At 72.2% G+C, this 11,411-nt stretch carries 9 protein-coding genes and 1 pseudogene; 1 reads left to right on the forward strand and 9 read right to left on the reverse strand.

The features are described 5' to 3' along the window. Positions 1 to 141: 141 nt before the first annotated feature. From QE412_RS14060 to cofG, 6 genes and pseudogenes are all read right to left on the reverse strand, one after another. Entirely contained in the window at positions 142 to 1,212 is a 1,071-nt protein-coding gene (locus QE412_RS14060) for a CU044_5270 family protein (RefSeq protein WP_307485050.1), read from the reverse strand. Further along, positions 1,205 to 1,786: an RNA polymerase sigma factor gene (locus QE412_RS14065; protein WP_307485052.1), complete on the reverse strand. Its 582-nt coding sequence runs from the start codon at positions 1,784 to 1,786 to the stop codon at positions 1,205 to 1,207. Before QE412_RS14065 ends, QE412_RS14060 begins: the two co-directional genes overlap by 8 nt. 234 nt (positions 1,787 to 2,020) lie before the next feature. Beyond that, positions 2,021 to 2,656: a 2-phospho-L-lactate guanylyltransferase gene (gene cofC, locus QE412_RS14070; RefSeq protein WP_307485057.1), complete on the reverse strand. Its 636-nt coding sequence runs from the start codon at positions 2,654 to 2,656 to the stop codon at positions 2,021 to 2,023. A gap of 108 nt (positions 2,657 to 2,764) precedes the next feature. Then, the gene (fgd, locus tag QE412_RS14075) at positions 2,765 to 3,775 is read right to left on the reverse strand and encodes a glucose-6-phosphate dehydrogenase (coenzyme-F420) (RefSeq protein WP_307487224.1); all 1,011 of its coding nucleotides are present in this window, start codon (positions 3,773 to 3,775) and stop codon (positions 2,765 to 2,767) included. 888 nt (positions 3,776 to 4,663) lie between these two features. Further along, positions 4,664 to 5,212, reverse strand: a pseudogene (locus tag QE412_RS14080) (flavin-containing monooxygenase); the annotation flags it as partial. A 47-nt stretch (positions 5,213 to 5,259) separates the two neighbouring features. Beyond that, entirely contained in the window at positions 5,260 to 7,707 is a 2,448-nt protein-coding gene (gene cofG, locus QE412_RS14085; protein ID WP_307485059.1) for a 7,8-didemethyl-8-hydroxy-5-deazariboflavin synthase CofG, read from the reverse strand. Positions 7,708 to 7,848: 141 nt separating this feature from the next. Here cofG and QE412_RS14090 point away from each other — a divergent pair, with 141 nt between their 5' ends. Continuing rightward, complete coding sequence (locus QE412_RS14090; protein ID WP_307485062.1) at positions 7,849 to 8,238, forward strand: hypothetical protein; 390 nt, start codon at positions 7,849 to 7,851, stop codon at positions 8,236 to 8,238. A gap of 129 nt (positions 8,239 to 8,367) precedes the next feature. On the opposite strand, the gene QE412_RS14095 is transcribed toward QE412_RS14090, so the two are convergent. The 3 genes from QE412_RS14095 to QE412_RS14105 form a co-directional block, all read right to left on the reverse strand. Next, positions 8,368 to 9,186 (reverse strand): sulfite exporter TauE/SafE family protein, encoded by an 819-nt coding sequence (locus QE412_RS14095; protein ID WP_307485066.1) that lies wholly within the window; start codon positions 9,184 to 9,186, stop codon positions 8,368 to 8,370. 86 nt (positions 9,187 to 9,272) lie between these two features. Then, on the reverse strand, positions 9,273 to 10,091 hold the full coding sequence (locus QE412_RS14100) for an ABC transporter permease (RefSeq protein WP_307485070.1): 819 nt from the start codon (positions 10,089 to 10,091) through the stop codon (positions 9,273 to 9,275). Then, entirely contained in the window at positions 10,088 to 11,380 is a 1,293-nt protein-coding gene (locus QE412_RS14105; protein WP_307485074.1) for an ABC transporter ATP-binding protein, read from the reverse strand. Before QE412_RS14105 ends, QE412_RS14100 begins: the two co-directional genes overlap by 4 nt. Positions 11,381 to 11,411 lie beyond the last annotated feature (31 nt).

Raw genomic sequence — 11,411 nt, forward strand, 5'->3', positions numbered from 1 at the left:
CATTCTCATCCGAGTCCGTTGCGCATCTGCGACGGGGGCGCGGTCAGCGCGGTGGGGCGACCGGGGCGTCGGCATCCGGAGCCCCGGTGACGACGACCGTGTGCGTGGGCGGCAGCAGCAGGTCGGCCGGACCGACGCCGGTCACCCCGTGCACAGCGCCGTCCCCTCGGGCGCTGCGTCCACGACCGTCGTGGTCACCGACGTGGAGCCCGTCGCCGTCCCGGCCGGCATGTCGGTGATGGGGTGCAGGAGCACCTGGCGCTCGCCGATGAACGCGCCCGTTTCCGGGTCGATGATGATGTCCTGGCGGAAGCCGTTCTTGTCCTCGTCCCGGCCGATCGCGGTGCCGGTGCGACCGTTCAAGGTCGCCTGCTGCTCGGTGATCGTCACCCCGGGGATGAGCGCGGCCGTTTCGTAGAACGCTGAACGCAGATCTGCCGGGACGGTGCCCGAGCGCAGCCGGTCGGCGATCCACACGAGCGCCTCGCCGTCGCGGGAGGGGCCGGCGTCGCCGTTGTCGCGGTAGATCTTCTCGAGCAGTTCGCGGGGGTTCCGGGGCAGGCTCGCGGCGGTCTCGTCGTCGAGCAGGCCGATCGAGTACCCGCTCTCGGTCACTCCCCCCGGCAACACCGTGCGGCTATCGCCGCCCAGGATGCCCATCTCGGCGGCGAACGTCTCGGACCGGGGGCCGAACGTCTGGACGGGGATGCCCGCGCACCGCACCTCGATCCAGTCGTCCGCCCGGTCGAAGGGCACCCACAGGGCCTGCACGTTGCTCTGGAGGAACGACGTCACGTCACCCTCCTCGATGTTGCCGTCGCGCTCGCGACGTGCCACCTCGGCGTCCGCCTCGGTCGTTCCCGACGCCGCGTAGACGGCGTCCGTGCGGATCTCCAGGTACTGGCCGGCGCCGACGACGGGGTCGACGACGTTCCGTGCGGCCGTGGCGGCCGAGCCCAGGACCGCGGCGGCGGCCGGGTCGGCACCGACGGGGGCGCCCAGGGCACCGCCGAAGACGAAGACCCCGGTCAGGGCACAGGTCGCCGCGACGGCCGAGCCGACCCAGATCCACGGGCGGCGCGGACCGCGAGCCGGCGCGGTGGCGGGCGCCTCGATCGCGCGCAGGAGGGCCGCGCGCCCGCGGATCACGTCGTCGGGGTCGCGCGCGGGGACGTCGGCCCGGACGCGGTTCAGCAGCGAGATCTCATCCACGGTGGTGCTCTCTTTCTCGGCGCGGGGCCGGGGTCACGTACGGGGCGATGGCGGTGCGGACCTTCCGCCGCGCGCGGCTGAGGCGCGAGCGGACGGTCCCGAGGGGGATGCCGAGGGCCTCGGCGATCCCGGCGTAGTCGAGCTCGCCGAAGGTGTGCAGGAGCAGCACGTCGCGGTCGCCGCGGTTGAGCTCGGCGAGCGCGGTGCCGAGGTGCGGCGCGAGGCCGTTGGCATCCATCCGCTCCTCGGCGGTCTCGATGTCGTCGACGTGGACGCGGGCGATGTCGACGGCGAGCATCCCCCGCCATGCGCGCGCCTCGAGTCGCGCGTGCTTCTGCATGAGCACGGTCGCGATGCCGAGGAGCCACGGACGGGCGTCGAGGCCGCCGGTGAACGAGGCGCGGCGCGCGAACGCGACGAGGAAGGTCTCGGAGGTGATGTCCTCGGCGAAACCCGCGCCCAGCCGGCGGCTGACGTAGCGATGGATCACCCGCTGGTGTCGGTCGTAGAGGTCGGCGAAAGCGGCCCCGTGTGTCAGGGACCGGACGATGATGTCGCCGTCGTGCGTGTTCACACTGGGTATTGTCCGATTCGCGGAATCGGTTCTCGATTCGCGGAAGGAATCAGCGGGGTCACCCGAGATCGGACGTCACGGCCCGTGCGGAACGGACCGGTGTGCGCGCGTCCCTCGACGGCGCGTCCGTCCCGGGACGGACGCGTCTCGCGGTATCGCGGACACCTGCGAGCGTCGCCCGAGGCTCGCGCGATACCGGCGAGAGCGACCGTCCGCCCGGCCGCGCGGAAGGGCTCAGGCCGCCGCGGAGGCCAGCACCGCGGCCGTCCGCGGGCCCACGCCCAGCGCGACGGCCTGCGACAGCTGCGCGGCCGTGTCGACGTCGCGGCGCAACGACGACTCCCGCTCGACGGCGAGGTCGGTGCAGCCGAGCAGGCGGTGACGTGCCGCGGATTCCTCGCCGAATGCCGAGACCCACACCGCGCCCGCGCGGGCGGTGACGAGGGTGGAGCCGGTGGCCTCGGCATCCGGGACCAGGCCCCGCTCGACGGATGCCGCGAGCTCGAGGGCGGCGTCGAGGTCGGCGGGACGCAGGGCAGGGAGATCGCCGAGCAACGCGGCGCGCGGGCAGCCCACACCGGCCGCCTCGGCGCCCAAGGCGATCGCGGCGTCGAGGCCGCGGGTGTCGCCCTCGGCCACGACCTCGACGCCTCGCAGGCGCCGCAGTTCTGCGCGCACCCCGGGGTCGTCGGTGACGACGAGCACGCGGGAGACGTGGTCGGCTGCCGCGGTGGCGGTGACCGTGTCGAGGGCGATCGCGCGCGCGAGCGCCTCGCGGTCGGTGCCGACGTCTGCCAGACGCGACTTGCCGACGGCGGCGGGTTTCACCGGGACGATGATCGTCCAGCCGGGAGTGTCAGGGGTGCTCATCGCATCCATTGTGTGCCGGACTCCGGACATTTCCGGTTGGGGGTAGCGGTGTCGGCCGGGAACATGCTGGGGGTGCCCGATGCGTCCGGAGTCCGGCACACCCTCGCCTCAGGCGAACCGCTTGCGCAGACGGGGGAGGATCTCCTGGCCGTAGGTGCGCAGGAACTGCTCCTGGTCGTGGCCGGGGTCGTGGAAGACGAGGTGGCGGAAGCCGAGGTCGATGTACTGTGCGATGCGTTCGACGTGCTCGTCGGGATCGGTCGACACGATGAAGCGGGATGCCGCCCGCTCGATGGGAAGTTCACCCGCGAGGCGCTGCATCTCGAGGGGGTCGTGCACGCTCATCTTCTCTTCCGCCGTGAGGGCCAGGGGCGCCCAGAAGCGGGTCTTCTCCAGCGCCGTGTCGTGGTCGGGGTGGTACGAGACCTTGACCTCGAGGAGGGTGTCGACGTCGTCGCGGGTGCGGCCGGCCTTGGCGAGGCCGTCGTCGAGGGCGGGGAGAAGCTTGTCGGTGTACAGCTCGGGGTCTTTGCCGCTGGTGGTGATGTAGCCCTCGGCGATGCGGCCCGCGAGGCGCGTGGCGGCGGGACCGGACGCGCCGATGTAGATCGGCACCTTCTGCTCGGGACGGTCGTAGATGGTGGCATCCTTCACCGAGTAGTAGGTGCCCTCGTACGTCACCCGCTCGCCCTCCCACAGCTTGTCGATGATCGTGATGGCCTCTTTCAGGCGCTGGAAGCGCTCGGGGGGCTCGGGCCAGTCGAGGCCGAGGGTGACCTCGTTCAGCGCCTCACCGGTGCCGACGCCGAGCACGACGCGGCCGGGGTACATCACGCCGAGGGTGGCGAAGACCTGGGCGATGACGCCGGGGTGGTAGCGGAAGGTGGGGGTCAGCACGCTGGTGCCGATGATGACGCGGTTGGTGCGGGCACCGAGGGCGCCGAGCCAGGGGAGGGCGTTGGGGGCGTGGCCGCCGTCGTGCATCCACGGCTGCAGGTGGTCGGAGAGGAACACGGAGTCGAAGCCGACCTCCTCGGCCAGCACGCTGAAGTCGAGCAGCTCGTTGGGGCCGAACTGCTCGCTCGAGGCCTTGTATCCGAAACGCAGGGGAACCGTCATCTCTCTCCTCCAACTCCACAGCCGCGCACGGGGGTGCGCGCGGGCTCGAACTCCGACCCGTCGGTGCAGGCCAGGCGCTCGTGAAACGCCTGCACGGTACCCGGCCACAGCAAGGTCAGCCGCCCCGATCGGTCGTCGACGTACCAGTTGCGGCATCCGCCGGTCAGCCAGGGGGTGGATGCCGCGGCGGCGGCGATCTCGTCGGTATACGCCGCCTCGGCCTCGGGGCGCACGCGCAGGCGTCCGATCCGGGCGGCGGTCGCGCTCGGTCAGGGCACGCACGACGTACGCGGCCTGCTCCTCGGCCATGAGCACGGCCGAGTTGTGGCCGAGGCTGGCGTTGGGACCGTTCAGCACGAAGAGGTTGGGGAAGCCTGCCACGACCGTCGAACCGAACGAGATCATGCCCTGAGCCCAGTGCTCGGCGAGGGTGCCGTCTTCTCCGCGGACGAGGTCGGCGTAGGGCTGCTGCGTCGACGAGAAGCCCGTCGCCAGCACGAGGATGTCGGCCTCGTACCGGGCTCCGCTCTCGGCCGTCAACGTCGAGCCGTCGACCGCGGCGAGGGCGGTGGGCTCGAGGGTCACGGCATCGGAGACGACGGCGGGGTAGAACGCGTCGGAGAGCAGCACCCGCTTGCACCCGAAAGCGTAGTCGGGGGTGAGCGCGTCGCGCAGCGCGGGGTCGGCGACCTGGGCGTGCAGGTGCTGCAGCGCGATGTCGCGGGCCGCGGCGGATGCGGCGGCGTCGCCCGAGCGAGAGGCGTAGCGCTGCTCCCCCTCGGCGTACAGCTCGGCGCGCAGACGCGCGAGGTCGCCGGGGTTCTCCGCGAGGCGCTTCCGCTCGGCCGTGGGGATCTCGCCGCCGCCGCGCGGCACGATCCACGCGGGGGTGCGTTGGAACAGCATCACGTGGGCGGCACGTCGCGCGAGCTCGGGGACGAGCTGCACGGCGCTCGCACCGGTGCCGACGACCGCGACGCGCTTCCCGGCGAGGTCGACGTCGTGGTCCCAGCGGGCGGAGTGGAACAGCGGCCCCGTGAACGACTCGAGCCCGGCGATCGCGGGGACGTGCGGCTCGGTGAGGCGACCGCAGGCGAGCACCAGAGAGCGGGCCGTGAGGGGCTCGGCGCCGGTGTCGATGCGCCACACCGCGTCGGCGGCATCCCAGTCTGCCCCCAGCAGGGGTGTGCGCAGCCGCAGCCGATCGCCCAGACCCTCGCGCCGGGCGACGTCGCGGAGGTACGCCTGGATCTCGCCGCCGGATGCGAAGGTGCGCGACCACGCGGGGTTCGGGTGCGCGGCGAGGCTGTAGAGATGCGCGGGCACATCGCACGCGACACCGGGATAGGTGTTGTCGCGCCAGGTTCCGCCGACCTCGTCGGCGCGCTCGAGCACGACGATGTCGTCGCGGCCCGCGCGGCGCAGTGCCCCGGCCATGGCGAGACCCGCGAAGCCGGCGCCGACGATCGCGACGTCGATGACCCTCACGCGTGGACTCCGCTCTCGGCGGCGACGCGGTAGTCGGTCGTGCGCAGACGGAACGGCCGCATGAGGCTGCGGGCGATGCGCTCGGCGGCGGCGACCGGCAGTTCGAGTCCCTGCTCGATACCGGCGTCGGGCAGGACGCGCCCGTCGTACAGGGTGCCGCCGAGGTCGTCGCCGCCCGAGCGCAGCAGCACGGCGGCTGTGTCGCGTCCTACGCGCGTCCACGGGATCTGCACGTGCGGGATGCTCCCCGACAGCAGCAGGCGCGACACCGCGACCATGGCGCGATGCTCGTCGAGCGGCGCGCGTCCTGCGACGAGTGCAACGTCGCCGCCGGGCAGGGGGATGGGCACGAACTCCGCGAAACCGCCCGTGCGGTGTTGGATTTCGCGCAGCTGCCGCAGATGGGCGATGCGCTCCTCGGCGGTCTCGACGTGGCCGTAGAAGAGCACCGAGGTCGAGCGGAAGCCGGTGAGGTGTGCGGCGGCGATGGTCTCGACCCAGCGGTCGATCTCGAGGTCGCCCGGGGCGATCAGCGAGCGCACCCGCTCGCTGAGCACCTTCACGCCCGTGCCGGGCACGGTGTCGACGCCCGCTTCCCGCATCGTGGCGAGGGCTCCGTCGAGTCCGAGGCCGCCCCGGTCGGCGAGGTCTCGCACGTCGAGCGGGCGGTAGGCGTGCACGTGGATGCCGGGCGCCCCGCGCTTCACGGCGCGCACGAGGTCGAGATACCCGGCGGGCTCTTCGTCGACTCGGAGCGCGCCCTGGATGCAGATCTCGGTTGCGCCGAGTTCGGCGGCGTCGGCCGCGATGCGGGCGGCATCGTCGAGGTCGAACTCACCCGGGGCTCTGCGGCCGGTGCGGCGCAGGCCCGTGGAGGTGAGGTTGCGGTTCTGCACCAGGGTGATGGGCTCGCCGACGGTGTACCGGCGGGCGTCGTCGGCGACGGCGGTGACCTCGTCGAGTTCGGCGCCCGTTGCGCGCAGCAGCCGGGTCCAGTCGGCGTCGTCGAGAGCGAGGGGGTCGGATGCCGCGCGCTCGGCGAGCCGGCGCACGCCGGGGTCGGTGCCGGTGATGGCGGCGCGGGCTCCGGCAGCGGGTCGAGCGGAGGATGAGGGAGGAGCGGACGACGCGATGTGGTGAGTGGATCCTCCCTTCACCCCTCGCCCTCCGCTCGTCACGCTCGAGGGCGCGGCGGCCGTGCGGGTGGCCGCGACGTCGGCGGCGAGCCCTCCGGCATCGGCCAGTGCCCGCACGGGAGCGTGCAGGGCGGGGTCGATCCAGCGCTCGGCATCCTGGACGAACTCGGGGTGCGCGGTGAGGCGCTCGCGGAGCGCGTAGCCGTGCGCGGCCGTGTGGGCGGCGAGGTCGTCGATCTGCGGCCAGGGGCGCTCGGGGTTGACGTGATCGGCCGTGAGGGGCGAGACCCCGCCCCAGTCGTCGACACCCGCGTCGATGAGCAGACCGAGCTCGCGCGGGTCGGACAGGTTCGGCGGCACCTGGATGCGCATGTCAGGGCCGAACACCAGCCGCGCGGTGGCGACGGCGGCGAGGTATTCGGTCATGTCGGCGTCGGGGGCGCCCTGCATGGCCGTGCGGGGCTTCGCGCGGAAGTTCTGCACGATCACCTCTTGCACATGGCCGTGGCGGTCGTCGATGTCACGGAGGGCGACGAGGGACTCGGCGCGGTCACGCACCGTCTCGCCGATGCCGACGAGGATGCCGGTGGTGAAGGGGATGCCGGCGGCCCCCGCATCGTCGACCACGCGCAGGCGCAGGTCGGGGTCTTTGTCGGGGGAGCCGAAGTGCACCTGCCCGGGCTCCTCGAACAACCGCCGCGACGTGGTCTCGAGCATCATGCCCATCGAGGGCGAGACGGGACGCAGGGCGGACAGTTCGTCGGGGTGCATCACGCCGGGGTTGGCATGCACGAGCATGCCGGTCTCGGCCGTGATGAGCCGCGCGATGTGCGCGACGTAGTCGATCGTCGAGGCGAAGCCGTGATCGTCGAGCCAGGCGCGGGCCTCGGGCCAGCGCTCCTCGGGACGGTCGCCGAGGGTCAGCAGTGCCTCTTTGCAGCCCATCGCCCGGCCCTGGCGCACGACGGTGAGCACCTGCTCGGGGCTCATGTAGGCGGGCTTTCGCAGCAACGCGAGCTGACCGGGGGTGTCGACGAAGATGCAGTAGTGGCAGCGGTCGCGGCACAGCGTCGTGAGCGGCACGAACACTTTGCGGGAGTACGTGATGACGCGGGAGCGCCCGGCGCGGTCGAGTCCGGCGTCGCGCAAGGCGGCGGCCGCGGGCAGCAGGGCGTCGAGGGGCGCGTGCAGCAGCGCCTCGGTCTGATCGACGTCGGGCCGGTGCCCCGTGGCGATGCGAGCGAGGAGGTCGTCGATCGACGCGCCCCGGGCCGGTGCGACTCGCGGCGCCGCGCTGCCCGTGCTCATCGCTCCAGGCTATCCCGCGCCTCCGACATCCGGGCCGGTGCGGGTGCCGCCCACGCCGACGGATGCGTGGCGTGGGTGATCGTTGCGCTCTCGTGAGGTGGATCGCCGATCGCACCGCGTCGGCGCTGGCAGGATGGAGGCATGGTGACCCTGCTGCTCGATTCGACGCAGCTCGAGGTCGTGCTGTCGCCGACCGAGCGCGCGATGTCTTTCCACAAGACCAACATCGTCGTCCCCCGTGAGCACATCGATCGCGTGCAGCTCACCGACGATGCATGGACCTGGCTGCGCGGCGTTCCCAATCCGGGCATCAACCTGCCCGTCGCCGTCGCCGCCGGCACGTGGAAATCGGCGGGCGGCAACGACTTCGTCATCATCCGCGGACGCAAGCCCAGCGTCGTCGTCGACCTCACGGGCCACGACGAGTTCGAGCGGCTCGTGCTCACGACCAAGCACGGTGTGGCGCTGCTGAAGGCGCTGCGTCTCGACGTGGCATCCGAGCCCGAGAACGTCGCCGACATCGTCGCCTGACGCTCTCGCCTGACGTCGGGGTCGCGCCCGCTTCGGTGCTCGCGTGTCCATGACACCCGGAGGTGTTCTCGTGCCGTCCGGGCCTTCTGGACACTCCGCACGTGCGCGCGGCGCGGGAGCATCGCCGTGTCATCCGACGAACTGCGCCACGGTGTCCCACGCGAGCTTGACGATGAGCACCGACAGCGTCACGAGGAAGACGATCCGCACGAACCCGCTGCCGCGGCGCGTGGCCATGTGGGCGCCGATGAAGCCGCCGGTGACGTTCATCACGGCCATGGCGATACCGAGGGCGAGCAGGATCTCGCCGTGCACGCCGTAGACGACGAGGGCGGCGAGATTAGTGGTGAGGTTGGCGATCTTCGCGTTCGCACTGGCCTGCAGAAAGCCGTAGCCGAGCACGCCGACGATCAGGATGACGAAGAAAGACCCCGTGCCCGGACCCAGGATGCCGTCGTAGAAGCCCACCAGCAGACCGATCGCGCCCGCCCGCCAGGCGACCGCCCTCGCGCGGTCGTGGCGCGGTTCGTGCTGGAGCCCCATCTTCGGCTTGAGCAGGGTGTACACGGCGACGGCGATCACCGCGACGAGCACGACCGGGGTCAGCACCTCGCGCGGAACGTAGCGCGAGAGCGCGGCGCCCACGGTGGAGCCGGCGTAGGCGCCCACGACGAGGGGGATCAGCAGCACGAGTTGCACCCGGATCCGCCGCAGGTACACGCCGCTGGCCGAGAGCGTGCCGAAGAACGACGACAGCTTGTTCGTGCCGAGGATGAAGGGTGTCGCGACGTCTTTCGGCACTCCGATGACGAGCGCCGGGAGCTGGATGAGCCCGCCGCCGCCGACGACGGCATCGACCCAGCCGGCAACCCCCGCGGCGACCAGGAGCAGGATCAGCGACGCCGTCGACACGGGCAGCCATTCGGCGATCACCGGTCCATCGAGCACAGTCGATTCTCACCGCCGCGCACGGCGACCGCCAAATGCAGCTGCGCGCTGTGTCGGTGTCGGCGGCCCGGCACATGCTCGGCGGGTCAGTCGATGTCGCGGCGCCAGGTCGTCAGCAGCCCGATGACGACCAGCACCACGGCGTAGCCGAGCAGCACGAGGCCACCGGCCCACCACTCGAGCGTCCCGCCGGAACCTGTGCCCATCGCCCCGAAGATCGTCTGGCCCACGAGCGCATCGCTCGCGGCGCTCGGGAACCACTTCACGACGTCGGCGAAGCCGTCGATCACGCCGCCGATCGTGCGCACGATCGGCTCGATGAAGAGGGTCACCGCCAGCACGATGACGATCGCCGCGACCTGGTTGCGCACGACCGTGCCGACGCCGATCCCGACCAGCGCCCACAGGGCGAAAGCCAGCAGCATGCGGCCGACGAGCTCCCACGTGTCGGCGGAGCCCAGCGCGGTGTCGACGCCGAAGAAGCTCAGCACGCCCGCTCCCGCGCCGATCGCGGCGGCCGAGCCCAGGATGCCGTAGAGCAGGCCGACCACGATGCCGACGACGAACTTGCCGACCAGGATCACGCCGCGGCGGGGCGTTGCGAGGAAGGTGGGGGTGAGCGTCTTGTGGCGGAACTCCGTCGTGACCATGAGCGTTCCCACCAGCAGCGGGAAGACGTAGCCCACTGCGCTCGCCGAGCTGTAGACGAGTGCGGGGATGCCGTCGGCCGACGGGGTCGGTCCGCTCGCACCGGGTAGTCGGCCCGATGCCACCCCGCCGAAGACGAGGGCGAGGACGCCGGCGGTGAAGGCGACGTAGGCCACGAGCACGATCGCCAGCACCCACCAGCCCGCGGTGGTGAACTGCTTGGTGTACTCGGACCTGGCTGCGGCGAGGAGACTCATCGCTGCACCTCCGTGCTCGCGGAGCGGGAGTCGGCGGCGGGTTCCGTGCCGTCGCTCGCCGGGGCGGCGACGATGTCGATCACGCCCGTCGAAGCGACGGCGTACGCCGGCCGGGGGCGGTCGTCGGCCGCGGAGGGCGTGGGGCGCGCCGAGCGCGGGGGAGCGATGACCGCGACCATCTCCGTCGAGGGGCGCGGATCGGCGTCGGCGGAGTCGTCGGGGGCGTCCGATGTCGATGTCGATGTCGATGTCGATGTCGATGTCGATGTCGCGGGAGCCGGGCCGGCGACGGGTGCCGCGGGGCTCGGGCTCGGGCCGGCGGCGGGGGTCTCGGCATCCGTGGTCTGCGCGGCGTCGGCGGTCGGGGCGGGAACCGAGCCGGCGCTCGCGTGCACCCGCACGCCGCTGACGAGCTCGAGGAAGATGTCCTCCAGGCTCGCGCCCTTGCTCTGCAGGTTCGACAGCGCGATGCCCGCACCGGCGGCGAGGGCGCCGATCTCGACGGGCTCGTGGTGGCGGATGGTGAAGCCGTTGCGCAGCAACTGGTAGTCGATGCCGCGGTCGTCGAGCAGCTGCGACAGGGCCGCGCGGTCGGGCGCGTCGACGACGGTGGCGTACTCGTCGGGGTCGGCGAGGTCCTCGATGCCGCCCTGGAAGACCAGGCGTCCGCGCGAGATGATGAGCAGCGCATCGACGGTCTGCTGCACCTCGGCGAGCAGGTGCGACGAGATCAGCACGGTGCGCCCTTCTTCGGCCAGATGGCGCAGCAGGGAGCGCATCCAGCGGATCCCCTCGGGGTCGAGCCCGTTCGACGGTTCGTCGAGCACGAGCACGCCGGGGTCGCCGAGCAGTGCGGTGGCCAGGCCCAGGCGCTGGCGCATGCCGAGCGAGAAGCCGCCGACGCGCCGGCCTGCGACATCGGCGAGGCCCACGAGACCCAGCACCTCGTCGATACGTGCCGCGGGCAGGGAGGCCGCGCGCGCGTAGACCTTCAGGTGGTTGGCGGCCGAGCGGCCGGGGTGGAAGCTCGAGGCTTCGAGGGCCGCGCCGACGCTCCGCAGCGGCGAGGCGAGGTCGGCGTAGCGCTTTCCGCCGATCGTCGCGCTGCCCGCGGTCGGGCGTACGAGACCCAGGAGCATGCGCAGCGACGTGGTCTTGCCCGCGCCGTTCGGACCGAGGAAGCCGGTGACCTGACCGGGCTCGATGCGGGCGCTCAGGTCGTCGACCGCGCAGACCGCTCCGAAGCGTTTGGTGAGCCCGGCGAGCTCGAGCACATGTCCGTCGGGCATCGGGCACCTCTCGTTCGGTGGGCGTTCCGCC

The sequence above is a fragment of the Microbacterium trichothecenolyticum genome (assembly GCF_030818955.1).
Taxonomy (GTDB): Bacteria; Actinomycetota; Actinomycetes; order Actinomycetales; family Microbacteriaceae; genus Microbacterium; species Microbacterium trichothecenolyticum_B.

Bases quoted from the DNA above. Each gene is read 5' to 3' on its own strand.
- cofC (WP_307485057.1), bottom strand. From the start codon at position 2,656: ATGAGCACCCCTGACACTCCCGGCTGGACGATCATCGTCCCGGTGAAA.
- fgd (WP_307487224.1), bottom strand. From the start codon at position 3,775: ATGACGGTTCCCCTGCGTTTCGGATACAAGGCCTCGAGCGAGCAGTTC.
- cofG (WP_307485059.1), bottom strand. From the start codon at position 7,707: ATGAGCACGGGCAGCGCGGCGCCGCGAGTCGCACCGGCCCGGGGCGCG.
- QE412_RS14090 (WP_307485062.1), top strand. From the start codon at position 7,849: ATGGTGACCCTGCTGCTCGATTCGACGCAGCTCGAGGTCGTGCTGTCG.
- QE412_RS14100 (WP_307485070.1), bottom strand. From the start codon at position 10,091: ATGAGTCTCCTCGCCGCAGCCAGGTCCGAGTACACCAAGCAGTTCACC.
- QE412_RS14105 (WP_307485074.1), bottom strand. From the start codon at position 11,380: ATGCCCGACGGACATGTGCTCGAGCTCGCCGGGCTCACCAAACGCTTC.